The organism is Variovorax robiniae, assembly GCF_037889955.1.
In the GTDB taxonomy this organism is placed as follows: Bacteria; Pseudomonadota; Gammaproteobacteria; order Burkholderiales; family Burkholderiaceae_C; genus Variovorax; species Variovorax robiniae.
The window spans coordinates 23,295-49,260 of record NZ_JBBKZS010000014.1 but is presented as its reverse complement, the minus strand read 5'-3'; the positions used below and the strand labels follow the sequence as shown (position 1 = coordinate 49,260).

Sequence of the window (25,966 nt, the reverse complement as noted above, 5' to 3'; positions counted from 1 at the left end):
AGATGGGCGCCATCATATTTCGCCACTTCTTGCGCCGCTGCCTCGGGGGCATGCTGGCCGTCGGCATGGCTGCGGTCCTCGCGGGCTGCGGTGCATTGCCACAGCGCAGCCTGACCCCGATGGTCGCAGCGCTCGACACCAGCCCCGACACGGCCCTCGCGAAGATCGTGGCCGCATCCACGCCGCCCGGCGAGCATTCGGGTTTCCGCCTGATGCCGCTGGGCGTCTACTCGCTCGATGCGCGCATCCAGCTCGCCCGGCGCGCGCGGCGCTCGCTGGACCTCCAGTACTACGTCTTCGAGAACGACGGCGCCGGCGGATTGCTGTTGCGCTCGCTCAAGGAGGCGGCGCTGCGCGGCGTGCGCGTGCGTCTGCTGATCGACGATCTCTACACGGCGCACACCGAGCAATTGTTGCTGGCCCTGTCGGCGACGCCCAACATCGAGGTGCGGCTGTTCAACCCCTTCTGCTGTGCGCGCGGCAGCCTGGCGGGCCGCTTCGCCGCCTCGGCGGCCGACATCCCGCGGCTCAACCACCGCATGCACAACAAGCTCTTCATTGCCGACGGTGTGATGGCCGTGGCAGGCGGTCGCAACATCGCCGACGAGTACTTCGTGCTCAACGATGCGACCAACTTCATAGACATGGATGCGCTCATCGTCGGCAAGGTCATCCCGCAGCTCGAAGGTATCTACGACGCCTACTGGAACAGCGAGGTGGTCTACCCGATCGGCGACATCGTCAAGCCGCAGCGGGGCCACGCCGCGATGATCGAGGACTTCGACCGGCGCGTCGGCATGCGCGCCAGGCCGCCCAAGGTCGTGCTGCCGGCTACTGACGTGCTCGGCTACGGGCCGATCGGTGAAGAGCTCGACGCCGGGCGGATCGGCCTGCTGTGGGGCCCCGCCAACGCGGTCGCCGACCCGCCCACCAAGCTGCGCTACATGACGGACGATGAGGCCCTGGCCACCAGCGTGACCATGCGCTTCTGGTCGCAACTGCTCATCGCCGAGAACGAGGTGCAACTGACCTCGCCCTACCTGGTGCCGGGGGAGAATGGCATGGAAGCCTTCGAGGCGCTGCGCAAGCGCGACGTGAGCGTGACGCTGCTGACCAATTCGCTGGCCGCCAACGACGAGCCGCTGGTGCACAGCGGCTATGCGCGCTATCGCGAACGGCTGCTGGAATCAGGCTGCGACCTCTATGAACTGAGCCCGGCGCGCACCACGAAGAATCAGCGCCTCGACATGTTCGGCAAGTCGCTCGGCCGGCTGCATGCAAAGACCGCGGTGGTCGACAAGCGCAAGCTGTTCGTTGGCTCCGTCAACCTGGACCCGCGCTCCGCCATGGACAACACGGAGCTCGGCATCATGGTCGACAGCCCCCAACTGGCGCGCGAACTGCTGCGCATCATCAACATCAGCAAGCTGGAGAGCGCCTATCGCCTGCGATGGGTGGCCAAGCGACGCAGCATCGAATGGCTGACGATGGACGAGGACAAGGAGGTGGTCCTGACCTACGAGCCTGAATCGACCTGGCTGCAACGCCTCAAGATCCGGGCGCTGGGGCCGCTGGTGCCGGAGGGCTTGTTGTAGGGTCAGCGCGGCCGCATCTGCGCCGGATCGTAGAAGAACTCTTCCTCGGCGATGCGGTCGCCTTCCCAGCGTTGCCAGGCCAACTCCTCGATGTGCATGTTGCGCCCGTCCTTGCCGGTGAAGTCGAAGATCCAGCGGATCACGACGTGGTCGCCATTCACAAGCGCCGGCCGCACGCACTTCGACACGACCGAGGCCGTGCGCGCCAGCACGGCGGCCTCGTTCGCCATCAGCGCAGGACGGCCGCGCCGCGGCTCGGCCTGGTTCTCGCGCATCGAGGCGTTCTCGGTGTAGTAGTCCTCGATGGCCTTCACATGGTCGCCGCCTTCGACGGCGGCGATGAAGGACTCGAGCCTTTCGGCGCTCGGCATGTCGATCAGGACTTGATCTTGACCTCGACGCGGCGTGCTTCGGCTGCCGGCCCATCGGCTTGCGCCTGCTCAGGCTTGGCCAATTCGACCTTGTCCGCCGGCGCGCCTGCCGCCTTCAAGGCCTCGGCCACGGCCTCCGCACGTTGCTTGGCCAGTTCTGCGTTCTTGGCCGGGTCGCCGCTGGCGTCGTGGTAGCCGCTCACCAGGGCGACGTTGCCGGCCTGCACCGCCTTCACTACATCGGCGAGCGACTCCTTGGCGTTCGGCGCGATGTCATTGCTGCCGGTCGCGAAGTAGAACTTCACGATGCCGTTCTCGATCTTCACCATCGCGCTTTCGCTGCTTGCCGCGGCGGCGGGGCCAGGCGCCGGGGCGGGCGCGCTGACTGGCGCAGGCACCGGCACCGCAGCCGCCTTGGTGCCGTGGAATTGCACCACCAGCGGCACGATCAGCAGCGCCACGATGTTGATGATCTTGATCAGCGGGTTGACGGCCGGGCCGGCGGTGTCCTTGTAGGGGTCGCCCACGGTGTCGCCGGTGACGGCCGCCTTGTGCGCCTCGCTGCCCTTGCCGCCATGGTGGCCGTCCTCGATGTACTTCTTCGCGTTGTCCCAGGCGCCACCGCCGGTGCACATGCTGATCGCCACGAAGAGACCCGTCACGATCGTGCCCATCAGCAGGCCGCCCAGCGCCTTCGGTCCAAGCAGCAGGCCGACCAGGATCGGCACCACCACCGGCAGCAGCGACGGGATCATCATTTCCTTGATCGCCGCGCCCGTCAGCATGCCCACCGCTTTGCCGTATTCGGGCTTGCCGGTGCCTTCCATGATGCCCTTGATGTCGCGGAACTGGCGGCGCACTTCCTCTACCACTGCACCGGCCGCGCGGCCCACCGCTTCCATCGCCATCGCGCCGAAGAGGTAGGGGATCAGCCCGCCGATGAACAGGCCGACGATCACCATCGGGTCGCTCAGGTTGAAGTCGATTGCCTGGCCGAAGCCTTCCAGCTTGTGGGTGTAGTCGGCGAACAGCACCAGCGATGCGAGGCCGGCGGAGCCGATCGCATAGCCCTTGGTCACCGCCTTGGTCGTGTTGCCCACCGCGTCGAGCGGGTCGGTCACGGCGCGCACGCTGTCGGGCAATTCGCTCATCTCGGCGATGCCGCCGGCGTTGTCGGTGATGGGACCGTAGGCGTCCAGTGCGACCACGATGCCGGCCATGCTCAGCATCGAAGTGGCAGCCACTGCAATGCCGAACAGGCCGGCCAGCGAATACGAGGCCAGGATCGCGATGCAGACGAAGATCACCGGCCAGGCCGTCGAGCGCATCGACACGCCCAGGCCCGCGATGATGTTGGTGCCGTGGCCCGTGGTCGAGGCTTGCGCGATGTGTTGCACCGGCTTGTATTGCGTGCCGGTGTAGTACTCGGTGATCCACACGAGGGCCGCCGTCAACGCCAGGCCGACGAAGCAGGCGCCGAACAGCTTCAACTGGCTGCCGCTCGCGGCAATCGCGTTGTCGGGGATCAGCCAGCTCGTGACGAACCAGAACGCGATCAGCGACAGGATGCCCGCCACCGCCAGGCCCTTGTAGAGCGCCGGCATCACGTTGACCATGCCCGGCGATGCCTTCACGAAGAAGCAGCCGATGATCGACGCGATGATCGACACGCCGCCCAGCGCCAGCGGGTACATCACCGCGTGGACCGGCGCCGCCGTGACCATCAGCGCACCGAGCACCATGGTCGCGATCAGCGTCACCGCATAGGTCTCGAACAGGTCGGCTGCCATGCCTGCGCAGTCACCGACGTTGTCGCCCACGTTGTCCGCGATCACCGCCGGGTTGCGCGGATCGTCTTCCGGAATGCCGGCCTCGACCTTGCCCACCAGGTCGGCGCCCACGTCGGCGCCCTTGGTGAAGATGCCGCCGCCGAGCCGCGCGAAGATCGAAATCAGCGAGGAGCCGAAGGCAAAGCCGATCAGCGGGTTGAGCAGATGCGACAGCGCCTTGCCATCCGTCTGGCTGCCGCCGCCGAGGAACCAGAAGAAGCCAGCGACGCCCAGCAGCCCGAGCCCGACCACCAGCATGCCGGTGATCGCGCCGCCGCGGAACGCCACGTCCAGCGCCGGGCCGATGCCCTTGGTGGCCGCCTGCGCCGTGCGCACATTGGCCCGCACCGACACGTTCATGCCGATGAAGCCGCAGGCGCCCGAGAGCACCGCGCCGATGATGAAGCCGACCGCCGTGGTCAGGTCGAGGAAGACGGCGATGAGCACCGCCAGCACGACGCCGACGACGGCGATGGTGGTGTACTGCTTGGCCAGGTAGGCCGACGCGCCTTGCTGGATCGCCGCTGCGATCTCCTGCATTCGTGCGTTGCCGGCATCCTTGGCGAGGATCCAACTGCGGGCCCAGAAGCCATAGGCTACGGCCACGAGGCCGCAGACGATGGCAAGTATCAGGGGGGTGTTGCCGATCATGCTTTGCTTACTCCAGAAGTTCGTTGGGACTGGTGGAGACGAAAGCAGAGGCCCTGCGCGCAACGCGTACGGGTCTTTGCTTCCGCCGCGTTGCTTCCTCGAAGCCTCCTGTGAAAAAGGAGACCGATTGGCCAACAAGTCCAATTTAACAGTGAAAAGTCACAATCCGTATGACTTGACAATGACGCGCGTCTTAAACTTCGGGTTTGTCCGAGTCCCCCGCTGTTTCATTCAATCAACGAATAAAGACATGTCATTCGATAAAGTTTCCCCAGGAAAGAACCTCCCCGAAGCCTTCAACGTCGTCATCGAGATCCCGATGAACGCCGATCCCGTCAAGTACGAAGTGGACAAGGACTCCGGCGCGATCTTCGTGGACCGCTTCATGACCACGTCGATGCACTACCCGGCCAACTACGGCTACGTCCCGCAAACCCTGAGCGGCGACGGCGACCCGGTCGACGTGCTGGTCATCGCTCCCTATGCGCTGCCGCCCGGCGTGGTCTGCCCTTGCCGCCCGCTGGGCATCCTGATGATGGAAGACGAAGCCGGCGTCGACGGCAAGGTGCTGGCCGTGCCCACCGACAAGGTGCTGCCGATCTACAGCCACTGGAAGTCGATCGACGACGTCAACGCGATGCGCCTGAAGACCATCTCCCACTTCTTCGAGCACTACAAGGACCTGGAAGCCGGCAAGTGGGTCAAGATCCTCGGCTGGAAGGGCCTGGACGAAGCGCGCAAGGAAATCGTGGACGGCGTGGCTGCGTACAAGGCCAAGGGCTGATCCTTCACTCGGCTTCTTTGCCGCAGAAAAGCGCCGCTCCCGGCGCTTTTTTGTGTCTGCGACGACCACGTGCCGAAGCGCTCAGCCCGATCGAAACGGACTGCGCTCGTCCAGGTGCTCCATGTAGTTGGCGATGCCTTCGCCCTCGCGTTCCAGGAAGCGCTCGACCGCGTCGGCGAACGACGGATGCGCCAACCAATGCGCGCTGGTCGTCTTCACAGGCATCAATGCGCGGGCCATCTTGTGCTCGCCCTGCGCGCCGCCTTCGAAGCGCTGCACCCCATGCGCGATGCACCATTGGAGCGGTTGGTAGTAGCAAGCCTCGAAATGCAGGCAATCCACGCGCTCCAGCGCACCCCAGTAGCGGCCATAGGCCACCTCGGGGCCGCGGGTTCCATCTTCACGCTGCCTGTCTTCCGAAAGGGCGATGAGACTCGTCGCAATCGGATATCCACCACGCTCCGCGACGAACAGCAGCCACGTGTCGGGCATGGTGTCGGCCATCCGCTGGAAGAAGTCGCGCTTGAGGTAAGGCGGATTGCCGTGCTCGCGGTAGGTGCGGGCATAGCAGCGGTAGAAGAATTCCCAGTCGGCCGGCGAGATGTCCGCGCCGCGTGCCCAACGAAAAGTGACACCCGCATCCGCCACCTTGCGACGTTCCTGGCGGATCTTCTTGCGCTTGTCGTGGGACAGGCTGGCGAGGAAGGCTTCGAAGTCCGGGTAGTTGGCATTCGACCAGTGAAACTGCACGGTGTGCCGAAGCATCATCCCGGCATCTGTACAAGCAGCGATGTCCTCATCGGCCCCGAAGAGCAGATGCAGGGACGACAACCCAGCCTGCTTGCACCACTGCACCAGCCCCTGCGCCAGCAGTGCGCGGCTCTGCGCATCTCGTGCCAGCAAGCGCGCTCCCGGTACCGGCGTGAACGGCACCGCCGCGACCGCCTTTGGGTAGTAGCGCAGTCCGTGTTGCTCATAGGCATTGGCCCAGGCCCAATCGAACACGTACTCCCCGTAAGAGTGATCCTTGATGTAGACCGGACACGCACCTGCGAGACGTTCGCCTTGCCACAGCGTGACGAAAGCCGCGGTCCATCCGCTTGCCGGCGTGGCACTGCCACTTTCGTGCATCGCGTCCAGGTACTCGTGCCGCATGAAGGGGCTGGGCGCAGCCTGCATCGCGAGCAACTCGTTCCAGGCGCTCGCATCGATCTCGGACGGCGCGCCATGGATGCGCAGGATGGGCTCGTCGCTCAGGGGGCGCTTGGTCATGTCTTGCGTGCACCCAGGTATTCCGCGATCCAGATCCCGCCCAGCACCAGCGCCAGAGCAGCCGCATGGAACCCCGAGAGCGGTTCGCCGAGCACCAGCACCGCCAGCAGCGGCCCGAAGATCGGCACCAGGTTCAGGAACACCCCGGCCCGCGCCGGCCCGATCAGCGTCACAGCCCGGATGAAGGTGAGCTGCGAGATGTACGAGGGAAAAGTGCCGATGAACAAGATCAGCAGCAGGCCCTTCACCGTCGGCACCATGAAGTTGCCCATCGCGATCTCGGCTACCAGCAACGGCAGCGACACGATGCTCGCCACGGCGGCCGTCGCGGCAAAGAACACGATCGCCGGCACGGCCGGCCGCCGGCGCAAGCCAAGCGCATAGAAGGTATAGAGCAGGCAGGCGATCAGCATCCACACATCGCCGATGTTGAACTGGAACTGGGCCAGCCGTTCCAGGTGCCCCTGCGAGGCCACCACCGCGATGCCGGCCAGCGTCAGCGTCACGCCCAAGACCTGCAGCACTGTGATCCGGGTGCGGTAGAGGTACAGGCTGCCGATCAGCACGAACACCGGAATGGTGCCCTGGATGATCGCGATGTTGATCGCCGTGGTGTGATGCGCGGCCGTGTAGAAGAGGGCATTGAAGCCGGTGAAGCCCAGCGTCCCCATCAGGACCACGAAGCGCCAGTGCGGCACCAGCGCGCGCCAGTGAGTGGCGATCTCGCCGCGCGAAGTCAGGCCGAGCGCGACGCAACAGACGATCCATCGTGCGGAAGTCACCAGCATCGGCGATGCTTCGCCGACCGCGAGCCGTGCCGCCACGGCATTGGCCCCCCAGATCAGCGTGGTGAAGACCAGAAGCAGCCAGGCTTGGCTGTTGCTCCACCGGACCAGCGTCGAAAAGCCGGATGCAGCAGGGGTGACGGGGGGACTTGCACTCATCGACCCGAGAGCCTAACAGTGCGCGAATGACATAATCGGCCGCCCCCTTTTCCGAAACCTCCGGGAGAACCTCCGCAATGAAACAGATCACCGCCATCGTCAAACCCTTCAAGCTCGAAGACGTGCGCGAGGCGCTGGCAACCGTAGGCGTGACCGGGCTGACGGTCACCGAAGTCAAGGGCTTCGGCCGCCAGAAGGGTCACACCGAGCTTTATCGCGGTGCGGAATACGTGGTCGATTTCCTGCCGAAGATGAAGGTCGAGGTGGTCGTGAACACCGACGACGTCGAGCGCTGCATCGAAGCCATCGTCGGCGCCGCGCGCACCGGCAAGATCGGGGACGGCAAGATCTTCGTCACGAACGTCGAGCGCATCGTCCGCATCCGCACCGGCGAGCAGGACGAAGCGGCGATCTGATTTTTCGGGGGCTACAGCACCTCTGCCAGCTTGTCGCCCTTCGGGTGGCGACGTGCTTCTTCCCGCAATTCTCCCAGCAGCACGGCCGGCTCCAGGCCGCTGCGCACAAGCCCCATCTGCCAATCCCCCATGAAGCCTTCGCGCACGCTCTGCGCGAGGAAGGCCAGCATGGAGTCGTAATACCCGGCGGTATTGAGAATGCCGACCGGCTTGTCGTGGTAGCCCAGCTGCCGCCACGTCCAGATCTCGAACAACTCCTCGAAGGTTCCGATGCCGCCGGCCAGGGCCACGAAGGCATCGGCACGTTCGCCCATCATGGCCTTGCGTTCGTGCATCGTCTCGACGACGTGCAATTCGTCGCAGAGCGGGTTGGCCAGTTCCTTGTCGACCAATGCCTTGGGGATGATGCCGACCACCCGGCCGCCGGCTGCGCGCGTGGCCTCGGCCACCGTGCCCATCAGGCCGGTGCGGCCGCCGCCGTAGACGAGTTGTCCGCCGTTCTCGCCGATCCAGCGGCCGACGGACTGCGCGGCCTGGGTGTGTTCGGGTCGCTCGCCGGGGCGCGAGCCGCAATAGACGCAAATCGAAAAATCAGGGTTCATGCCCCGATCATGCCGCGTTCAAGTGACGAAACGGGTGCAGAGCGCAGCCAGCCAGATCCCGCCCGACAGCACCAAGGCCAGCAGCACCGCGGCGCTGCCCATGTCCTTCGCCCGCTTCGACAGGTCGTGCCACTCCGGCCCGATCCGGTCGATGGCCGCTTCCACGGCGGTATTGAGCAGTTCCACGATCATCACCAACACCACGCTGCCGGCGAGCAGCGCCACTTCCACCCAACTGCGGCCGAGCCAGAAGGCCAGCGGCACCAGCACGATCGCAATGAGCACCTCCTGCCGGAACGCCGTCTCGCCCCAGCCCGCGCGCAGGCCATTCAGCGAGATCAGCGTAGCGTGGAACACCCGCGACAGTCCGCTGCGCCCCTTTTGGGGGTTGACGACCGGGTCGTGCTGGCTCATCGACGGCTCATCGGCTTGGAGGGAATCAAGCGCGTACCGGCCCAGGCGTCATGCCAGAACTGTCGTTGCGGGTGGAATCGCGCCAGCAAGGCCCAGACGATCCACCACGCAGGAAGTAGAAGTAGGTCTACGGCTCGCAGTTGTCTTAGTGCGGCCATCACCGCTAGCGGCGGCAAGAGCCAAATCCAACTCAAGAGATAGCGCCAAAGAGCGCGTCCCTGTCTAAGTGGTTGGCCAACGCGGTCGACCACTCGAATGCGCCATGTCTTCATTGCAAGAGTTTGACCGTGGATCCAAAACCAGACGAAGTAGAGCCCGAGGACGATAAACATGAACGCCTGCAACAACGGAAGGCGGATGGGGTCTATCGCGTTACGCATCTGTGAGAGCGAACTGAAAAGATAGGCAGGGAGAAAGACGACCGCAAATAACAACACGCTCTCATACGTCCAGCAGGCCATGCGGCGCCAGAGGCCCGGGGCGGTGAGATCGGTCAGCGCTTGTGTGGACGGGGCGGCGGGGGTAGCGGGGTCGGAGTGAATGGTGGCGCCAGCGTTCATGGGCCCGGCGCCGGGTCAGGGCGCGGAGGAGGGTTGCTCGGTTGTGCGGACCGGCGGAATCGTAGCAGGTGCCGCAGGCGCGTCGGCTGCTGCAGGCGCCGGAATCTGGGCTTCGGCGGCAGGCGGCACCGGGGTGCTCGCAGCCGGTGCCGGAGCGGGCGTGGGCGCTGCCGCGACCGGCGCCGGCGGTGGCGCAAGCTGGATGCGCGGACTGTGTTCGCCTTTGCCCAGCAGGGAGGTCGTCGGCGGTACTGGCGCGAGCTTTCTCTCCGGTACGGGGCGCACCGGAATGGCGGCGCTCGGCTGGCGCACTTGCGCACGCTCTGCCCAGTCACGCTTCTCGTCCTCGCTCAGCGCCTGGTAGGCCTCCCATTTGGCCTTCCGCTCGTCAGCAGGCAGGCGATTGACTTCGGCGAAATTCAGCCGGGCCTGCGCGCGCTGCTGGGCGCTCAGCGTGGCCCATTCGCTCATCCGGCTGTGCAGCGTGGCCTGGTCCTCAGGCTTCATGGAGTCGAAGTTGCGCGAGATCGCCAGCCATTTGCTTTTCTGGACGCCACTGATGGTGTTCCAGTGCGGCGCCAAGGGCTTCAGGGCCGCTTGCTGGCCGGGCGTCAGGCTGGTCCAGAGCGGCTTCGACAGGGCCGGGTTCTTGCCATTTGTCTCGGATGTTCCGGCGGGCGGCGGTTGCGCGGAGGCGGGTGCCGCTTGCAGCAAGGTCAGTGTTGCCACCACGACCGCCAGGAGCAAGCCGCCCCAAATGACAACGCCCGACGGTTGCGGGCGAAGCGATGAGAGCGCCGGAGCGCGAGAGGCCGGGCGTGGGACCATTCGGGCGGTGTGGCGGAGGTTCAACGTGAGGCTGTGTCGGTGGCGTCTGTCTTGAGGAACTGCGCGAACCCCGGATCGGTGAATGCGGCAGGCGGAAGGTCGTCTGTCAACAGGGCGGCATCGACTTCGGCCATGTCGTTCACGCGATTCTCGTCCTGGATGATGCTGATGGTGATCAATCCGACCACCAGAGCGATCAACGGCACCACTGCGCCAACGCGTGTCCACCAACCGCCGCCCAGTGCGGCAGCGCCGCCCGAGGCCACGACCACCTGCGCAGGTTGCAGCGCCGGGGCGAGCTTGCGTCGGGCCACGGCTTGCTGGCGCGCAACGCGCAGGCGTTCGCCGATGTCATGCGGAAGTTCGTCCCCGGCCGACAGGCGGGCCGTCAGGCGGCGGGCGAATTGCTCTTCAAGAGCGGAGGAGGTCTTCGAAAGTGTTGCGTTCATAGCGATATACCTTTGGCCGTGAGCGCTTTGCTCAGGGCATGAACGGCGCGGGAACAATGGGTTTTGACGCTGCCTTCCGAACACCCCATGGCTGCGGCGGTCTCGGCAACGTCCATTTCTTCCCAGTAACGCATCAGAAACGCCTCGCGTTGACGCGCGGGGAGTGCGGCAATCTCTTCTTCGATTTCGTGGAATATCTGCGCACGGCGGGTGGTGTCCTCGGCACTCTCTGTCTCGCGGGAGTCGGTGGGCGAGTTGAAGTTTCCCAGCAGATCGAATTCGCCGTCGTCTTCAGGGGCTTCGAAGTCGCTCAGGTTCGAAAATAGTGCCCGGCGTGTCTTTTGGCGACGGAACCAGTCGAGCGTGCAGTTTGACAGGATGCGCTGGAACAGCATCGGCAACTCCCCGGCCGGCTTGTCGCCATAGTGTTCGGCCAGTTTCATCATGCTGTCCTGCACGATGTCGAGTGCCGCTTCCTCGTCGCGCACGTGGTAGACCGAGCGCTTGAAGGCGCGTCTTTCGACACTCTTGAGAAAGTCGGAGAGTTCTTTTTCAGTAGCCAAACGGGTATGAACGCGGTGAAGCGCAGCGTGGGTTGTCTCTTCTAGGCGTTATGTTTTGGACCGCGCGGATTATCGCATCGGTACTTTTGACTGCTGCTGGTCCGAAGTTCGGCCATTTGAGGTGTCATAATCGCGGTCGCACTGCAAATCGCAAACGGGTCACAGTCCGGCGGAGCATCCAGTCCGCTCATGGCTTTGGCCTCAAGTCCCGACGCGACCTCACAAGGGTTGGCAAGGGGCACCCAAGGTTTTTCGTTCCCGAAAATCACAAAAGGTTGATCATGGAAATCTCTAAATCGGAACTCGCTTCCGCAGCAGCCGCATCCTCCGGGATGGGCAACCAGGCACAAGAACTCATGGGCGCGGAGGTGCTGGTCAAGGCACTCCAGGCCGAAGGCGTCCAGTACATCTGGGGCTATCCCGGCGGCGCGGTTCTCTACATCTACGACGCCCTGTACAAGCAGGACACCATGCAGCACGTGCTGGTGCGGCATGAGCAGGCGGCGGTGCACGCGGCGGACGGCTATGCGCGTGCCACCGGCGAAGTCGGCGTGGCCCTGGTCACTTCCGGCCCCGGCCTGACCAATGCGGTCACCGGCATCGCGACGGCCTACATGGACTCGATCCCGATGGTCATCATCTCGGGCCAGGTGCCGACCGCCGCCATCGGCCTCGATGCCTTCCAGGAATGCGACACCGTCGGTATCACGCGCCCCATCGTCAAGCACAACTTCCTCGTCAAGGACGTGAAGGACCTGGCGCTGACGATGAAGAAGGCCTTCCACATCGCCCGCAGCGGCCGTCCCGGCCCGGTGGTGGTGGACGTGCCGAAGGACGTGTCCTTCAAGAAGACGACGTTCACCGGCTACCCGGAAAGGCTGGAGATGCGTTCGTACAACCCCGTGCGCAAGGGCCACGGCGGCCAGATCCGCAAGGCCTTGCAACTGTTGCTGAACGCCAAGCGTCCGTACATCTACACCGGCGGCGGCGTGTTGTTGAGCAACGCCACCAACGAGTTGCGCACGCTGGTCGACATGCTGGGCTACCCGGTCACCAACACCCTGATGGGCCTGGGCGCCTATCCGGCGAGCGACCGCAAGTTCCTGGGCATGCTGGGCATGCACGGCACAATCGAAGCCAACAATGCCATGCAGACCTGCGACGTGCTGCTGGCTGTCGGCGCGCGCTTTGACGACCGCGTGATCGGCAACCCGAAGCACTTCGCCCAGAACGAACGCAAGATCATCCACATCGACATCGACCCGTCGAGCATTTCCAAGCGCGTGAAGGTCGACATCCCGATCGTCGGCGACGTGAAGGACGTGCTGACCGAATTGATCTCGATGATCCGCGAGACCACCACCCGTCCGGACGCTGGCGCATTGGCCGACTGGTGGAAGACCATCGAAGCCTGGCGTGGCAAGGATTGCCTCAAGTACGACCGCGGCAACACGGACGTCATCAAGCCCCAGTACGTGGTCGAGACACTCTGGAACATGACCAAGGACGCCGATGCCTACATCACGTCCGACGTCGGCCAGCACCAGATGTGGGCTGCGCAGTACTACCGCTTCGACGAGCCGCGCCGCTGGATCAACTCGGGTGGCCTCGGCACCATGGGCGTGGGCATTCCCTACGCCATGGGCATCAAGCTGGCCAAGCCGGAGGCGGAGGTGTTCACCATCACCGGGGAAGGCTCGGTGCAGATGTGCATCCAGGAACTCTCGACCTGCCTGCAGTACAACACGCCGATCAAGATCGTCTCGCTGAACAACCGCTACCTGGGCATGGTACGCCAGTGGCAGGAAATCGAGTATTCCGGCCGCTACAGCCACAGCTACATGGATGCGCTGCCCAACTTCGTGAAGCTGGCGGAGGCTTACGGCCACGTCGGCATGCTGATCGAGCGCCCGCAGGATGTGGAGCCGGCGCTGCGCGAAGCGCGCAAGCTCAAGGACCGCACGGTGTTCATGGACTTCCGCACCGATCCGACCGAGAACGTGTTCCCGATGGTGAAGGCCGGCATGGGCATCACCGAGATGCTGCTGGGTTCCGAAGACCTTTAATCCGGACTGCTGGACGCATAAAGACAAAAGTTACGCTGAAGTCGCAAAAGAAGGCATTGAAGATTTTTCGGTACTCCCTTTGCGACCTCTGCGAGACCTTCGCGCCCTCTGCGTTCGCCTGCCCGATCCCGCTTTAATCAACCAGAAGACGAATCTATTGCCCGCCAAGCCCGCGCATTACCGTGCGCGGGGGAGGGCGGCGAAAAGAGGAGTCCATCGCTTATGAAACACATCATTGCCGTCCTGCTCGAGAACGAGCCCGGCGCACTCTCCCGCGTGGTGGGCCTGTTCTCGGCCCGTGGCTACAACATCGAATCGCTCACGGTCGCACCGACCGAAGACGCGAGCCTTTCGCGCATGACCATCGTCACGAGCGGCTCGGACGAGGTCATCGAGCAGATCACCAAGCACCTCAACCGCCTGATCGAAGTCGTGAAGGTCGTCGACCTCACCGAAGGCTCCTACACCGAGCGCGAGCTCATGATGGTGAAGGTGCGCGCGGTCGGCAAGGAACGCGAGGAGATGATGCGCATGGCCGAGATCTTCCGCGGCCGCATCATCGACGTCACCGACAAGAGCTACACCATCGAGCTCACCGGCGACCACGGCAAGAACGACGCATTCCTGGAGGCGATCGAGCGCAGCGCGATCCTCGAGACGGTGCGCACCGGCGCCAGCGGCATTGGCCGCGGCGAGCGCATCCTGCGCGTCTAGTCATGTCGCTCGCCCCCAGTCTTCGCGCACTGCGTGTCGCTTCGCCAACCCCCGACCGGGGGCAACACCAGCAGTCCGGCAAAGCCGGCCCTGCGGTGTTTCTGGAAAACACCCGGGGTTCTGCAAATGCCCCATCCCACCACTCACACTGAATTCAACGAAGGAGCATCTCATGAAGGTTTATTACGACAAGGACGCGGACCTCAGCCTCATCAAGGGCAAGACCGTCGCAATCATCGGCTACGGTTCGCAAGGCCACGCGCACGCACAGAACCTGAATGACAGCGGCGTCAAGGTCGTGGTCGGCCTGCGCAAGGGCGGCGCCTCGTGGGACAAGGTCGGCAAGGCCGGCCTGCAGGTCGCCGAAGTCGCCGACGCCGTGAAGTCGGCCGACGTGGTCATGATCCTGTTGCCCGACGAACAGATCGCCAACGTCTACAAGAACGACGTCGCTCCGAACATCAAGGAAGGCGCCTCGCTGGTCTTCGCGCACGGCTTCAATGTGCACTACGGCTTCGTGCAGCCGCGCGCCGACCTCGACGTGTGGATGGTCGCGCCCAAGGCCCCGGGCCACACGGTGCGCAGCACCTACGCGCAAGGCGGCGGCGTGCCCCACCTCGTGGCCGTGCACCAGGACAAGTCCGGCAAGGCCCGTGACCTGGCCCTGAGCTACGCCACTGCCAACGGCGGCGGCAAGGCCGGCATCATCGAGACCAACTTCCGCGAAGAAACCGAGACCGACCTGTTCGGCGAACAAGCGGTCCTGTGCGGCGGCACGGTCGAGCTGATCAAGGCCGGTTTCGAAACGCTGGTGGAAGCCGGCTACGCGCCCGAAATGGCGTACTTCGAATGCCTGCACGAACTGAAGCTGATCGTCGACCTGATCTATGAAGGCGGCATCGCCAACATGAACTACTCGATCTCGAACAACGCCGAATACGGCGAGTACGTCACCGGTCCGCGCATCGTGACGGAAGAGACCAAGAAGGTCATGAAGCAAGTGCTCAAGGACATCCAGACCGGTGAGTACGCCAAGAGCTTCGTGCTGGAAAACGCCGGTGGCGCCCCGACCCTCATCAGCCGCCGCCGCCTGAACGCCGAGCACCAGATCGAAGTCGTCGGCGACAAGCTGCGCGCGATGATGCCCTGGATCAAGAAGAACAAGCTGGTCGACCAGACCCGCAACTGAGCGCCTCTGTGATGACTCAAGTCGATGTGGCTTTGCCATCTCGACTTGATCCCCCTCGGGGGGCGGGCCGGGCGCGGCCCGGCCCTGGGGGCTCAACTGGCCACCCTCGCGGGTGGCCTTTTTCATTACTGGCGCGCGATGGCGCCTGAACTACACTGCCCACGATGCGAATCAACCCCCATCCTGCTATGAGTTTGATAGCTGAATGCGCCCAAGGCGTATGCACTGGAGGCCAATTCGATGCATGACGACACCGTGCACAGCGATGTCCTGCCGCGCAAGCGCCGCAAGGGCATCTACATCCTGCCGAACCTGTTCACGCTGGCCGCGCTCTTCGGTGGCTTCTATTCGATCGTCATGGCGATGAATTCGCGCTTCGACCTGGCCGCGATGGGCGTGGGCGCCGCGATGATCCTGGACAGCCTCGACGGTCGCGTGGCCCGCATGACCAACACGCAGAGCGCTTTCGGCGAGCAGATGGACTCGCTCTCCGACATGGTGTCCTTTGGCGCCGCGCCAGCGTTGATTGCCTACGAATGGTCGCTCAAGGGATTGGGGCGCTGGGGCTGGATTGCGGCGTTCGTTTATTGCGCTTGCGCGGCCCTGCGCCTGGCGCGCTTTAATGTGAATACCGGCGTGGTCGACAAGCGCTGGTTCCAGGGTCTGCCGTCGCCGGCTGCCGCCGCCATGGTCGCCGGGTTCATCTGGCTCATGACCGAGTCCGGAAAGCGAGGCGGCGAAGCCCTGTACCTCACGTGGAACCAGATCAGTTGGCTCACCTTTGCTTTCACGCTGTACGCGGGCTTGACGATGGTCACCAACGCGCCTTTCTACAGCTTCAAGGACATCCAGATGAAGAAGAGCGTGCCTTTCGCGGTGATCGTTCTTATTGCGCTGGGTATCGCGGTCATCAACATCGACCCGCCGACGGTGCTGTTCGGTGTATTCGTCGCCTACGGCTTGAGCGGATATGTGGTGTATGCGTGGCGCAAGGCCAAGGGCCATCCGGTGAGTGTGATCAGCACGTCGACCGACGAACCCGACGAGCGCGGCCTGCACAACTGAATTTCTCTCTGCTACACTCCGCACCCTCATGCAAAAGATTTCGCTGGCCCTACTACTGATCCCCTTCGGGCGGAGACGGTAGCGCACGCGCAAACCTTTTCACACGGCCCGTTCGCACCAGCAACGGGCCGTTTTGCTTTGGGTTGCTGGTTCACCACCCTCAATGGAGAGAATCAAATGTTGAAGCAACCCGACCGCAAGTACCGCGCGTTCGCACCGATCGGCCTCAAGGACCGCACCTGGCCGGACGCCGTGCTGACCCAAGCCCCGATCTGGCTGTCGACGGACCTGCGCGACGGGAACCAGGCGCTGGTGGAGCCCATGGACATTGCGCGGAAGATGCGCATGTTCGAGCAACTCGTGGCCATCGGCTTCAAGGAGATCGAGGTCGGTTTTCCGTCGGCCTCGCAGGTGGAATTCGACTTCGTGCGCAAGCTCATCGAGGAAGACCGCATTCCCGATGACGTGACGATCCAGGTGCTGACTCAGGCGCGCGACCATCTCATCACGCGCACTTTCGAATCGTTGCAGGGCGCACCGCGTGCCATCGTCCACCTCTACAACGCCGTCGCGCCGGTGATGCGCAAGGTGGTGCTGGGCATGAGCGAGGATGAGATCGTCGAGCTCGCCACGACGCATGCCGAGATGTTCAAGGACTGCGCGGCGAAGCAGCCGCTCACGCAATGGACCTTCCAGTACTCGCCCGAAATGTTCTCGGGCACCGATCTCGCGTTCTCCAAGCGGGTGGTCGATGCGGTCACCGAGGTATGGGGCGCGACGCCGCAGAACCAGTGCATCATCAACCTGCCTTCCACCGTCGAGCATTCCACGCCGAACATCTTCGCGGACATGATCGAGTGGATGCATCGCAACCTCGCGCGTCGTGACGGCATCGTGCTCTCGGTCCACCCGCACAACGACCGCGGCACGGGCACGGCGGCCGGCGAGTTCGCGCTGATGGCCGGCGCCGACCGTATCGAAGGCTGCCTGTTCGGCAATGGTGAGCGCACCGGCAACCTGGACCTGGTCAACGTCGCGCTCAATCTCTACACGCAGGGCGTGTCGCCGGAACTGGACTTCTCCCGCATCGACGACATCCGCGCGACGGTCGAGCACTGCAACCAGATCCCGGTGCATCCGCGTCATCCGTATGTCGGTGACTTGGTCTACACCTCGTTCTCGGGCTCGCACCAGGACGCGATCAAGAAGGCGTTCTCGGCGCGCAAGGAGGGCGACATGTGGGACATGCCTTATCTGCCCATCGACCCGAAGGACGTGGGCCGCAGCTACGAAGCCGTGATCCGCGTCAACAGCCAGTCGGGCAAGGGCGGAATGGCCTACCTGCTCGAAAGCGAATACGGCATCGAGATGCCGCGCCGCCTGCAGATGGAGTTCATGCAGACGGTGCAGCGCGTGATGGACGTGGCCGGCAAGGAATTGAGTGCGGCCGACCTTTACGCCCTGTTCGAGCGCGAGTACGGCTTGAAGACGGTGCATGCCTTGCAGCACCGCGTGCTGGAAGAGCAGGGCGAGGGTGCAGGCGCATCGATCGTGCTGCGCGGCGACCTGCAATGGGACGGCGAGACCTGCCACATCGAGGGCCGCGGCAACGGGCCGATCGATGCCTTCATCCATGCACTTGTCGATGCCACCGGCCATGCCGTGCGCGTGATCGACTATCACCAGCATGCGATTGGCGCCGGCGCCGACGCACAGGCGGTGGCCTATCTTGAATTGCGTGTCGACGAGTCGCAAACTCTGTTCGGCGTGGGCATCGATGCGGACACGATTTCGGCCTCGCTGAAAGCCATCGTCTCGGGCCTGGAGCGTGCGCGGGGGCAGGGCGCGCGCAGCGCACAATCGGTGGCTGAGCCGGCCTGAGGCGCAGAGCGGCATATTCAAAGTACGGAGAGACACGATGACCGACCAGCTGATCATTTTTGACACCACCTTGCGCGATGGGGAGCAATCCCCGGGTGCGTCCATGACGCGCGACGAGAAGATGCGCATTGCCCGGCAACTCGAACGGCTGAAGGTCGACGTGATCGAGGCCGGCTTCCCGGCCAGCTCCAATGGTGACTTCGAGGCCGTCAAGGCCATCGCCAACGTCATCAAGGACTCGACCGTGTGCGGGCTGGCGCGCGCGAACGACCGCGACATCTCGCGCACGGCCGAGGCGCTGAAAGGCGCGGCCCGTGGTCGCATCCACACCTTCATTGCGACGTCGCCGCTGCACATGGAAAAGAAGCTGCGCATGACGCCCGACGAGGTGTTCGAGCAGGCCAAGCTGGCCGTGCGCTTCGCGCGCAACCAGATCGGCGACGTGGAGTTCAGCCCGGAGGACGGCTACCGTAGCGACATGGACTTCCTGTGCCGCGTGCTGGAGGCCGTGATCGCCGAAGGCGCGACGACGATCAACGTGCCCGACACCGTGGGCTACGCGATCCCGGAGCTCTACGGCAACTTCATCAAGACGCTGCGCGAGCGTATTCCGAACAGCGACAAGGCGATCTGGTCGGTGCATTGCCACAACGACCTGGGCATGGCAGTGGCCAATTCACTGGCGGGCGTCAAGCTGGGCGGCGCGCGGCAGGTCGAGTGCACGATCAACGGTTTGGGCGAACGGGCCGGCAACTGTTCGCTGGAAGAAATCGTCATGGCCGTGAAGACCCGCAAGGACTACTTCGGCCTGACGATGAACATCGATGCCCAGCACATCCTCGCCGCCAGTCGCATGGTGAGCCAGACAACCGGCTTCGTCGTGCAGCCGAACAAGGCGGTGGTGGGCGCCAATGCCTTTGCCCACGCCTCGGGCATCCACCAGGACGGCGTCCTGAAGGCCCGCGACACCTACGAGATCATGCGCGCCGAGGACGTGGGCTGGACGACCAACAAGATCGTCCTGGGCAAGCTCAGCGGCCGGAATGCCTTCAAGCAGCGCTTGCAGGAACTTGGCGTGACCATGGAAAGCGAGGGTGACATCAACGCTGCCTTTGCCCGCTTCAAGGAGCTGGCCGACCGCAAGAGTGAAATATTTGATGAAGACATCCTCGCATTGGTCAGCGACGAGGATGGGTCGCACGTTGGTGAGCAGTTTGCATTTGTTTCCTTGTCCCAACACAGCGAAACTGGCGAGAGGCCGCAGGCACGCGTCGTGTTCACGGCCAACGGCAAGGAAGTCACTGGCGAATCGGACGGCAACGGACCGGTCGACGCCTCGCTGAAGGCGATCGAGTCGCACGTGAAGAGCGGGGCGGAGATGGTCTTGTATTCGGTGAATGCGATCAGTGGATCGACCGAAAGTCAGGGTGAGGTAACTGTGCGCTTGCAGAATGCCGGCCGGGTGGTCAACGGCGTCGGGGCTGATCCCGATATCGTCGTGGCTTCCGCCAAGGCATATTTGAGCGCCCTCAACAAGTTACAGAGCCAAGCTGAGAGAATTGCGGCGCAAGGTTAGGTGTTGGAGGGTTCCTTTGTTTTCGAATGAGGAAGCGAATGCAAGTAACTGATATTGCGTGTCTTTTTCTAACTCGTTAAACTGCGCGCTTCCTTTCGCCCGCTGGAGATTTATCAATGCCCGAAGCCCGCCTACATCGAGTTTCCAGCCAGCGGTTCCAATCCGCATTCCGCAAGATCGCCGTCGCTCTGTGTGCCACGGCGTTTTTGTTGCCCGCAGCACAGGCGGCCAAGCATTCGGACGCGGCTTCCGCCAAGAAGACTGCCAGTAGTACCGCAGCCAAGCAAAAGCCGGCCGTCACCGCCAAGTCTGCGCCGGCCAAGGCCGCACGCACCGACAAGTCCGACCGCACGGTTCGCGCCGGCAAGAACGTGGTGGCCACGGCTCGCACGCGCCACGGCAAGACAGTTGTTGCCGTGCAGCGCCGCTCCGTGGTCCGGTTGGCGGATGCTGCACCGGCCAGGCTTTCGTACGGCCAACTCGCAGGCCTGCACAGCCAGGACGAACTCGACCTGAAGTCGAGCGTGGCGCTTGTCATCGACCAGGACACGCGCGAAGTGCTGTTCAGCAAGAACGACCATGCCGTGTTGCCGATTGCCTCCTTGACCAAGCTGATGACCGGCCTGCTCGTAAGCGAAGCGCGTCTGCCGATGGACGAGCCGATCATGATCACCGAGGAAGACATCGACACCGAGAAGTTCAGCCGCTCGCGCCTGCGCGTCGGCACCACCTTGTCGCGTGGCGAGTTGCTGCACCTGGCGCTGATGTCCAGCGAGAACCGTGCCGCGCATGCGCTCGGTCGCACTTATCCCGGTGGCCTGGCAACCTTTGTGAGCATGATGAATGCCAAGGCGCGTTCGCTCGGCATGAAGGACACCCGCTATGTCGAGCCGACTGGCTTGTCGAGCAGCAACCAGTCGAGTGCACAGGATCTTGCCTTGCTAGTGAATGCAGCGTCGGCCGACGCCACGGTGCGCGAGTTGTCCACCTCGCCGGAGTATCAGGTCGAAGTCGGCAATCGGATGATGCAGTTCAGCACGACCAATCGGCTGGTGAAGAACCCGGATTGGGATATCGGCGTGCAGAAGACGGGCTACATCTCGGAAGCGGGCCAATGCCTGGTCATGCAGACAAAGATCGCCGGACGCAAGCTGATCATGGTGTTCCTGGATTCGGCCGGCAAACTGAGCCGCATCGGTGATGCGGAGCGCGTCCGCCGCTGGGTGGAGGCCACTCAATTGATGTCGACGCCTGCGGCACGCCATCAAGCCTTGACGGTCGGCGCGGCAGGCTGACCGAGACCACCGCCGCAGTGGCTGCGGCGGCTACTTCGTCAAAAGATAAATCTCAGGCCGACGTTGCGGCCGGCGCGTCAGTGCTGTGACCGAGCGCACCTGAGATCTCGTTGGCGGTGGCTTGCAGCTTCGGCAGCCAGCCGTCATCGAGACGGTCTGCCGGTGCCGAGATCGACAGGCCGGCGATGAGCTTGCCCTGGTCGTCGTAGATGCCGGCGGCCATGCAGCGCACACCCAGTTCCAGTTCCTCGTTGTCGCGGGCAATGCCGTACTGGCGGGCTTTCGACAATTCGCGTTCTAATGCCGGCAATTGCGTGATGCTGTTGCGCGTATGGCCCGCCAAGCCGGTGCGCGTGGCATAGCTGCGCACGCGCTGGGGGTCGTCGGCGGCGAGGAACAGCTTGCCGGTGGAGGTGAGGTGAAGCGGGGCGCGGCCACCGATGGCGCGGACCACCTGCATGCCGGAGCGCTCGCTGTAGGCGCGCTCGATGTACACGATCTCGTCACCTTGGCGCATGCTCAGGTTGACCGGCTGTTGGGTGAGCTTGTGCAGTTCGCGCATGGGCGTCAATGCGGCGTCGCGCACGTTGAGTCGGCCTTTGACCAGGTTGCCCAGTTCCAGCAGGCGCATGCCCAACCGGTAGCTGCCGGCTTCCGGCCGGTCCACAAAGCGGCCCACGGCCAGGTCGTTGAGGATGCGGTGGGTCGTGGAGGGGTGCAATCCGGTTTTCTCGCTGATCTCCTTGAGCGAGATGGCTTCCTCGCGGGAGGCCAGCACGTCGATCAAGGCAAACATGCGTTCGATCACCTGGATGACAGGTGTCGCGGTGACGTCGGATTGGGGTTTTCTCATGGGCGGCGGTACGGGGTTGTATCGCCTGCCATTTTACTTTGTGAAATCGTCTTGCGCTTGCCAACGGCCGTCTACCAGCAATTCGTGTGGCGTATAGAGGGCCTTGTAGTTCATCTTGGCGCTGCCGGCGATCCAGTAGCCCAGGTAGACATGCGGCAGCCCCAGCGTGCGGGCCTGGGCGATCTGCCACAGCACACCGTAGTTGCCGTAGCCCGCGCCCGCATCGGGCTCGTAGAAGGTGTAGACCGCCGAGAGTCCGTCGTTCAGCACATCCAGGATGGACACCATCTTGAGGGCGCCCGCGCTGCCGTCGGGCAGGGTTTCGCGAAATTCCACGAGGCGTGAATTGACCCGGCTTTGCAGCAGGAACTGCGTGTACTGGTCGATGCTGTCGTGGTCCATGCCGCCGCCCGCGTGGCGGCCGTTCTGGTAGCGCAGGTAGAGCTGGTAGTGCTCGGGCACGAAGCAGAGCTTGAGCACGCGTGCCTGCAGGTTGCCGTGGCGCGACATGGCGCGACGCTGGCTGCGCGTGGGCTTGAACTCATCCACCTTCACGCGCAGCGGTACGCACGCACGGCAACCGTCGCAATAGGGGCGATAGGTGAACATGCCGCTGCGCCTGAAGCCCGCGAGCACGAGGTCGGAGTACGCGTCGTTGTGGATCAGGTGGCTGGGCGTGGCGACCTGGGAGCGCGCCTGCCGGTCCGGCAGGTAGCTGCACGGATAGGGCGCAGTGGCATAGAACTGCAGCGTGTGGAGCGGAAGATCCTTGAGGTGCGTCACGTCAGTGGCAAAGGTCGCGCAAGCAGGAGTTCGTCCCAGTATAAAGGGTCGAAATGCCATGCGGGGCCCTCTTGTCGGCGAGCGCGCGCTACGTGCGAGATGAAGGCGCTGCGCGGCATTTCCCGGGCGCCAAGGCTGGCCAGGTGGGTCGTGTTCTGCTGGCAGTCGATCATGGGCATCCCGTGCCGGCGACAGAAACTCACCAGCGCCGCCAGGGCGATCTTGGATGCATCGGCCTGGCGCGCAAACATGGATTCGCCGAACACCGCCCGGCCAATCGCCACGCAATAGAGTCCGCCGGCCAATCGACCGTCGATCCAGGTCTCGACGCTGTGCGCATGGCCGGCCCGATGCAGGCCGAGGTAGGCTTCCACCATGTCCGGCACGATCCAGGTGCCGGACTGGCCGGCGCGCGGCGCGGCCGCGCAAGCCCGGATCACAGCCTCGAAGTCGTGGTCGATGCGCACTTCGTAGCCGTCCTGGCGGCGAAACCTCTCGAGCGTCTTGCGCAACGAACGGTGCAGGCGAAAGCGCGCCACCTCCAGCACCATGCGCGGGTCGGGGCTCCACCAGAGGATCGGCTGGTTGTCGCTGAACCACGGAAAGATCGCATTGCCATAGGCCTCGAGCAAGCGCTCCACGCCCAGTTCTCCGCCGGCAGCGAGCAGGCCGGGCACGGGCGCATCCGGGCCCCAGGCCAGGGCCGGGTCAGGCAGCGATTCGCCGGGCGCGATCCATGTGATTTGCATGCCGGAGGTATACACGCGTTTGCGTGTCTTCCCTCGGGTTCAGAAGGATTCCAATGGCAGTCCTACGTAGTTTTCTGCGAGCGACGTGGACGCGGCGCGGGAGTTGACGAGGTAGTCGAGTTCGGCCTCCTGGATCTTCTGGCCGAACTCGCCGTTCTCCGGGAAGCGGTGCATCAGCGAGGTGAACCACCACGAGAAGCGCTCGGCCTTCCAGACGCGGCGCAGGCACAACTCGGAATAGCGATCGAGGGCGGATTGGCTGCCTTCGCGGTAGTGGATCTCGAGAGCCCGCGACAGGAAGCCGACGTCGGCGGTCGCGAGATTGAGGCCCTTGGCGCCGGTGGGTGGAACGATGTGGGCGGCGTCGCCGGCAAGGAAAAGGCTGCCGAAGCGCATCGGCTCGGCGACGAAGCTGCGCAGTGGCGCGATGCTCTTTTCCAGCGATGGCCCGGTGACCAGGCGCTCGCAGGCTTCGGGGTCGAGGCGAAGGCGCAGTTCATTCCAGAAGGACTCGTCGCTCCAGTTCTCGACTTTCTGGTCGCTCGCCACCTGAAGGTAATAGCGGCTGCGGTGCTCGCTGCGCATGCTGCACAGCGCGAAGCCGCGCGAGGTGTTGGCATAGATCAATTCGTGCGAGACCGGCGGCACGTCGGCCAGGACGCCGAGCCATCCGAAGGGGTAGACCTTTTCGTAGAGATGCAGCGCATCGCCGGGCACGCTGGCGCGGCTGATGCCGTGGTAGCCGTCGCAGCCGGCGATGAAATCGCAGGCGATCTCGTGTGTGGCGCCATCCTTCTGGTATCGGACGGTGGGCTTGGCAGTGTCGAAGTCGTGCAGGCTGACGGGTGCGGCGGTGTAGATCGTCGTGAGGCCTTCTGCCGCCCGGGCCGCCATCAGGTCCCGCGTGACCTCGGTCTGGCCGTACACGGTGACCTGCTTGCCACCCGTCAGGCCGTGCAGGTCGATGCGGTGCCGGGCATCCTTGAAGAGCAGCTCGATGCCTTCGTGCGGCAGGCCTTCGTCGTGCGCGCGTGTATCGACGCCGGCCTGGTGCAGCAGGTCCATGGTGACCTGCTCCAGCACGCCGGCACGGATGCGGCCCAGCACGTAGTCGCCGCTCTGGCGTTCGAGAATGATGTTGTCGATGCCGGCGCGGTACAAAAGCTGCCCGAGCAACAGGCCCGCGGGGCCAGCGCCGATGATGACGACTTGCGTTTTCATGGTGTCTCCTGAATCGCCCAAGCGTAGGCGGCGGGCGTCGAAGGCAGAAGCCCGGCGCGAGGGCTGTGTGCGATGATTGGCATAGCTGCGCGATGATCGCGCAGCAACGATCGAGTAGCCGAGTGACCATCGCCAAACCTGATTTCATCGAAGGCATCGCCAAGGGCATGGCGGTGCTGGAGAGCTTCGATACCGAGCGCCAGCGCCTCAATGCGACGCTGGCGGCGGCGCGTGCCGGGCTGACCCGTGCGGCGGCGCGTCGCCATCTGCTGACGCTGACGCACCTTGGCTACCTGGAGACGGATGGCAGCTATTTCTGGATGTCGCCGAAGGTGTTGCGGTTTTCGGGCAGCTACCTGGCGTCATCGAGGTTGCCGCGCGCCTTGCAGCCCACGCTCAATCGCCTGGCCGCGCAAACGCATGAGTCGTTCTCGGCGGTCGTGCTGGACGGGGAGGAGGTGGTCATCGTTGCGCGCAGTGGCAACTACGGCGCGCCGACGCGCGCGCTGGCCTACGGCCTGCACCTGGGTGCGCGATTGCCTGTGCATGCCACGTCGACGGGCTGCGTGCTCCTCGCGTCGATGAGCGCTGCGAATCTTGGTGCATGGCTCAAGGGGCGTCTGCTGCCTCGCTTGACGCCACACACGCTGACGCAGACCAAGGCGCTGCGACAGCGCATCGCGCAGGTGCGCGCCGATGACTATTGCATCGCGACAGAGGAGCATGAACTGGGCGTGCAGGCCATGGCCGTGCCGTTGCGCAACATGCACGGTCACACCGTGGCGGCGCTCAACGTCGTGCTTGCGGGCGGGCCGCGTTCGGAGGCGCAGTTGCAGCACGAGCTCTTACCACTTTTGTTTGAAGCTGCGAGAGAAGTTCGCGCGATGTTGTGAGTTCTTGAGAAGTCCGAAAAAACCACGCTATAATTCGAGGCTCAGCAATATTCAATATTCCTCGATAGCTCAGTTGGTAGAGCGCCGGACTGTTAATCCGTAGGTCCCTGGTTCGAGCCCAGGTCGAGGAGCCAAGACAAAGCCGCAAGGCAACCCAAAAGCCCGCAGTCGCAAGACTGTGGGCTTTTTGCATTTGCCTCGTCGGACATGTTGCCGGGCGCCTGTTGCTTCGCAGTCGCTCAAGGCTTGCATTGGTCGACTAATACGCAAGCACGCGATTGGGAGTTCAGATTGGCGCAAAACAACCCTACACTTTCGGTACTGCCGCGCCGGCCGGGCGAACGAAAGGTCCAACGTGCGGACGCGGCCTGCGCAATGAAACCCGATTTCGCAAATTCAAGGA

25 protein-coding genes and 1 tRNA gene are annotated in these 25,966 nt (G+C 64.0%); 12 read left to right on the top strand and 14 right to left on the bottom strand.

Features of this window, described 5'->3' with window-relative positions; translation table 11 throughout:
* Positions 1–65 precede the first annotated feature (65 nt).
* Complete coding sequence (locus WKW79_RS25970) at positions 66–1,595, top strand: phospholipase D family protein (RefSeq protein ID WP_340338110.1); 1,530 nt, start codon at positions 66–68, stop codon at positions 1,593–1,595.
* A gap of 2 nt (positions 1,596–1,597) precedes the next feature.
* Here the strand turns inward: WKW79_RS25970 and WKW79_RS25965 are convergent, their stop codons facing one another.
* Entirely contained in the window at positions 1,598–1,966 is a 369-nt protein-coding gene (locus WKW79_RS25965; protein ID WP_340338109.1) for a nuclear transport factor 2 family protein, read from the bottom strand.
* 5 nt (positions 1,967–1,971) lie between these two features.
* Entirely contained in the window at positions 1,972–4,446 is a 2,475-nt protein-coding gene (locus WKW79_RS25960) for a sodium-translocating pyrophosphatase (RefSeq protein ID WP_340338108.1), read from the bottom strand.
* 250 nt (positions 4,447–4,696) lie between these two features.
* Here WKW79_RS25960 and ppa point away from each other — a divergent pair, with 250 nt between their 5' ends.
* Positions 4,697–5,230: an inorganic diphosphatase gene (gene ppa / locus WKW79_RS25955; RefSeq protein WP_340338107.1), complete on the top strand. Its 534-nt coding sequence runs from the start codon at positions 4,697–4,699 to the stop codon at positions 5,228–5,230.
* An 81-nt stretch (positions 5,231–5,311) separates the two neighbouring features.
* On the opposite strand, the gene WKW79_RS25950 is transcribed toward ppa, so the two are convergent.
* Positions 5,312–6,502: a GNAT family N-acetyltransferase gene (locus tag WKW79_RS25950; RefSeq protein ID WP_340338106.1), complete on the bottom strand. Its 1,191-nt coding sequence runs from the start codon at positions 6,500–6,502 to the stop codon at positions 5,312–5,314.
* Positions 6,499–7,446 (bottom strand): DMT family transporter, encoded by a 948-nt coding sequence (locus WKW79_RS25945; RefSeq protein ID WP_340338105.1) that lies wholly within the window; start codon positions 7,444–7,446, stop codon positions 6,499–6,501. The genes WKW79_RS25950 and WKW79_RS25945 overlap by 4 nt, the downstream gene beginning before the upstream one ends.
* 77 nt (positions 7,447–7,523) lie before the next feature.
* Between WKW79_RS25945 and WKW79_RS25940 the strand changes: the two genes are divergently transcribed.
* The gene (locus tag WKW79_RS25940) at positions 7,524–7,862 is read left to right on the top strand and encodes a P-II family nitrogen regulator (protein WP_213959171.1); all 339 of its coding nucleotides are present in this window, start codon (positions 7,524–7,526) and stop codon (positions 7,860–7,862) included.
* Positions 7,863–7,873: 11 nt separating this feature from the next.
* Here WKW79_RS25940 and WKW79_RS25935 read toward each other — a convergent pair whose 3' ends face one another.
* The 6 genes from WKW79_RS25935 to WKW79_RS25910 form a co-directional block, all read right to left on the bottom strand.
* Positions 7,874–8,464, bottom strand: a complete 591-nt coding sequence (locus WKW79_RS25935; protein WP_340338104.1) for an LOG family protein — start codon at positions 8,462–8,464, stop codon at positions 7,874–7,876.
* Between the two features lie 18 nt (positions 8,465–8,482).
* On the bottom strand, positions 8,483–8,878 hold the full coding sequence (locus tag WKW79_RS25930; protein WP_340338103.1) for a diacylglycerol kinase: 396 nt from the start codon (positions 8,876–8,878) through the stop codon (positions 8,483–8,485).
* Positions 8,875–9,438, bottom strand: coding sequence for an RDD family protein (locus WKW79_RS25925; RefSeq protein ID WP_340338102.1), 564 nt, complete (start codon positions 9,436–9,438; stop codon positions 8,875–8,877). The genes WKW79_RS25930 and WKW79_RS25925 overlap by 4 nt, the downstream gene beginning before the upstream one ends.
* 15 nt (positions 9,439–9,453) lie before the next feature.
* Positions 9,454–10,167 (bottom strand): DUF3106 domain-containing protein, encoded by a 714-nt coding sequence (locus WKW79_RS25920; protein WP_340338101.1) that lies wholly within the window; start codon positions 10,165–10,167, stop codon positions 9,454–9,456.
* Positions 10,168–10,286: 119 nt separating this feature from the next.
* The gene (locus tag WKW79_RS25915) at positions 10,287–10,715 is read right to left on the bottom strand and encodes a DUF3619 family protein (RefSeq protein ID WP_340338100.1); all 429 of its coding nucleotides are present in this window, start codon (positions 10,713–10,715) and stop codon (positions 10,287–10,289) included.
* Complete coding sequence (locus WKW79_RS25910) at positions 10,712–11,278, bottom strand: RNA polymerase sigma factor (RefSeq protein ID WP_340338099.1); 567 nt, start codon at positions 11,276–11,278, stop codon at positions 10,712–10,714. The genes WKW79_RS25915 and WKW79_RS25910 overlap by 4 nt, the downstream gene beginning before the upstream one ends.
* 281 nt (positions 11,279–11,559) lie before the next feature.
* Between WKW79_RS25910 and WKW79_RS25905 the strand changes: the two genes are divergently transcribed.
* The 7 genes from WKW79_RS25905 to WKW79_RS25875 all read left to right on the top strand — a co-directional run bounded on the left by WKW79_RS25905 (position 11,560) and on the right by WKW79_RS25875 (position 21,064).
* A complete protein-coding gene (locus tag WKW79_RS25905) occupies positions 11,560–13,344 on the top strand; it encodes an acetolactate synthase 3 catalytic subunit (RefSeq protein ID WP_340338098.1) in 1,785 nt (594 codons plus the stop codon).
* Positions 13,345–13,566: 222 nt separating this feature from the next.
* Positions 13,567–14,058: an acetolactate synthase small subunit gene (gene ilvN / locus WKW79_RS25900; RefSeq protein WP_213959179.1), complete on the top strand. Its 492-nt coding sequence runs from the start codon at positions 13,567–13,569 to the stop codon at positions 14,056–14,058.
* A gap of 172 nt (positions 14,059–14,230) precedes the next feature.
* Positions 14,231–15,247, top strand: a complete 1,017-nt coding sequence (ilvC, locus tag WKW79_RS25895; RefSeq protein ID WP_340338097.1) for a ketol-acid reductoisomerase — start codon at positions 14,231–14,233, stop codon at positions 15,245–15,247.
* A 240-nt stretch (positions 15,248–15,487) separates the two neighbouring features.
* Positions 15,488–16,312 (top strand): CDP-diacylglycerol--serine O-phosphatidyltransferase, encoded by an 825-nt coding sequence (pssA, locus tag WKW79_RS25890; RefSeq protein ID WP_340338096.1) that lies wholly within the window; start codon positions 15,488–15,490, stop codon positions 16,310–16,312.
* 177 nt (positions 16,313–16,489) lie between these two features.
* Positions 16,490–18,193 carry a 2-isopropylmalate synthase gene (gene leuA / locus WKW79_RS25885; RefSeq protein ID WP_340338095.1) on the top strand — a complete coding sequence of 568 codons (1,704 nt, stop codon included), beginning with the start codon at positions 16,490–16,492 and terminating at the stop codon, positions 18,191–18,193.
* A 37-nt stretch (positions 18,194–18,230) separates the two neighbouring features.
* Positions 18,231–19,769, top strand: coding sequence for a 2-isopropylmalate synthase (locus WKW79_RS25880; RefSeq protein WP_340338094.1), 1,539 nt, complete (start codon positions 18,231–18,233; stop codon positions 19,767–19,769).
* A 116-nt stretch (positions 19,770–19,885) separates the two neighbouring features.
* A complete protein-coding gene (locus WKW79_RS25875) occupies positions 19,886–21,064 on the top strand; it encodes a serine hydrolase (protein WP_340338093.1) in 1,179 nt (392 codons plus the stop codon).
* Between the two features lie 52 nt (positions 21,065–21,116).
* On the opposite strand, the gene WKW79_RS25870 is transcribed toward WKW79_RS25875, so the two are convergent.
* The 4 genes from WKW79_RS25870 to pobA are packed head-to-tail and all read right to left on the bottom strand — an operon-like array spanning position 21,117 to position 24,670.
* Entirely contained in the window at positions 21,117–21,917 is an 801-nt protein-coding gene (locus tag WKW79_RS25870) for an IclR family transcriptional regulator (protein WP_340338092.1), read from the bottom strand.
* A 33-nt stretch (positions 21,918–21,950) separates the two neighbouring features.
* Positions 21,951–22,700, bottom strand: coding sequence for an arginyltransferase (locus WKW79_RS25865; RefSeq protein WP_340338091.1), 750 nt, complete (start codon positions 22,698–22,700; stop codon positions 21,951–21,953).
* A complete protein-coding gene (aat, locus tag WKW79_RS25860; protein ID WP_340338090.1) occupies positions 22,697–23,449 on the bottom strand; it encodes a leucyl/phenylalanyl-tRNA--protein transferase in 753 nt (250 codons plus the stop codon). The genes WKW79_RS25865 and aat overlap by 4 nt, the downstream gene beginning before the upstream one ends.
* Positions 23,450–23,488: 39 nt before the next feature.
* A complete protein-coding gene (gene pobA, locus WKW79_RS25855) occupies positions 23,489–24,670 on the bottom strand; it encodes a 4-hydroxybenzoate 3-monooxygenase (RefSeq protein ID WP_340338089.1) in 1,182 nt (393 codons plus the stop codon).
* Between the two features lie 92 nt (positions 24,671–24,762).
* Here pobA and WKW79_RS25850 point away from each other — a divergent pair, with 92 nt between their 5' ends.
* Positions 24,763–25,563: an IclR family transcriptional regulator domain-containing protein gene (locus WKW79_RS25850; RefSeq protein WP_422823967.1), complete on the top strand. Its 801-nt coding sequence runs from the start codon at positions 24,763–24,765 to the stop codon at positions 25,561–25,563.
* A gap of 58 nt (positions 25,564–25,621) precedes the next feature.
* A tRNA-Asn gene (locus WKW79_RS25845) sits at positions 25,622–25,697 on the top strand.
* The last annotated feature ends 269 nt before the right edge of the window (positions 25,698–25,966 follow it).

Bases quoted from the DNA above. Each gene is read 5' to 3' on its own strand.
- WKW79_RS25970 (WP_340338110.1), top strand. From the start codon at position 66: ATGGCTGCGGTCCTCGCGGGCTGCGGTGCATTGCCACAGCGCAGCCTG.
- ilvN (WP_213959179.1), top strand. From the start codon at position 13,567: ATGAAACACATCATTGCCGTCCTGCTCGAGAACGAGCCCGGCGCACTC.
- leuA (WP_340338095.1), top strand. From the start codon at position 16,490: ATGTTGAAGCAACCCGACCGCAAGTACCGCGCGTTCGCACCGATCGGC.
- pobA (WP_340338089.1), bottom strand. From the start codon at position 24,670: ATGAAAACGCAAGTCGTCATCATCGGCGCTGGCCCCGCGGGCCTGTTG.
- WKW79_RS25880 (WP_340338094.1), top strand. From the start codon at position 18,231: ATGACCGACCAGCTGATCATTTTTGACACCACCTTGCGCGATGGGGAG.
- WKW79_RS25965 (WP_340338109.1), bottom strand. From the start codon at position 1,966: ATGCCGAGCGCCGAAAGGCTCGAGTCCTTCATCGCCGCCGTCGAAGGC.
- WKW79_RS25950 (WP_340338106.1), bottom strand. From the start codon at position 6,502: ATGACCAAGCGCCCCCTGAGCGACGAGCCCATCCTGCGCATCCATGGC.
- WKW79_RS25905 (WP_340338098.1), top strand. From the start codon at position 11,560: ATGGAAATCTCTAAATCGGAACTCGCTTCCGCAGCAGCCGCATCCTCC.
- WKW79_RS25945 (WP_340338105.1), bottom strand. From the start codon at position 7,446: ATGAGTGCAAGTCCCCCCGTCACCCCTGCTGCATCCGGCTTTTCGACG.
- WKW79_RS25870 (WP_340338092.1), bottom strand. From the start codon at position 21,917: ATGAGAAAACCCCAATCCGACGTCACCGCGACACCTGTCATCCAGGTG.
- WKW79_RS25935 (WP_340338104.1), bottom strand. From the start codon at position 8,464: ATGAACCCTGATTTTTCGATTTGCGTCTATTGCGGCTCGCGCCCCGGC.
- ilvC (WP_340338097.1), top strand. From the start codon at position 14,231: ATGAAGGTTTATTACGACAAGGACGCGGACCTCAGCCTCATCAAGGGC.
- WKW79_RS25850 (WP_422823967.1), top strand. From the start codon at position 24,763: ATGATCGCGCAGCAACGATCGAGTAGCCGAGTGACCATCGCCAAACCT.
- WKW79_RS25930 (WP_340338103.1), bottom strand. From the start codon at position 8,878: ATGAGCCAGCACGACCCGGTCGTCAACCCCCAAAAGGGGCGCAGCGGA.
- WKW79_RS25940 (WP_213959171.1), top strand. From the start codon at position 7,524: ATGAAACAGATCACCGCCATCGTCAAACCCTTCAAGCTCGAAGACGTG.
- ppa (WP_340338107.1), top strand. From the start codon at position 4,697: ATGTCATTCGATAAAGTTTCCCCAGGAAAGAACCTCCCCGAAGCCTTC.
- WKW79_RS25875 (WP_340338093.1), top strand. From the start codon at position 19,886: ATGCCCGAAGCCCGCCTACATCGAGTTTCCAGCCAGCGGTTCCAATCC.
- pssA (WP_340338096.1), top strand. From the start codon at position 15,488: ATGCATGACGACACCGTGCACAGCGATGTCCTGCCGCGCAAGCGCCGC.
- WKW79_RS25925 (WP_340338102.1), bottom strand. From the start codon at position 9,438: ATGAACGCTGGCGCCACCATTCACTCCGACCCCGCTACCCCCGCCGCC.
- aat (WP_340338090.1), bottom strand. From the start codon at position 23,449: ATGCAAATCACATGGATCGCGCCCGGCGAATCGCTGCCTGACCCGGCC.
- WKW79_RS25960 (WP_340338108.1), bottom strand. From the start codon at position 4,446: ATGATCGGCAACACCCCCCTGATACTTGCCATCGTCTGCGGCCTCGTG.
- WKW79_RS25915 (WP_340338100.1), bottom strand. From the start codon at position 10,715: ATGAACGCAACACTTTCGAAGACCTCCTCCGCTCTTGAAGAGCAATTC.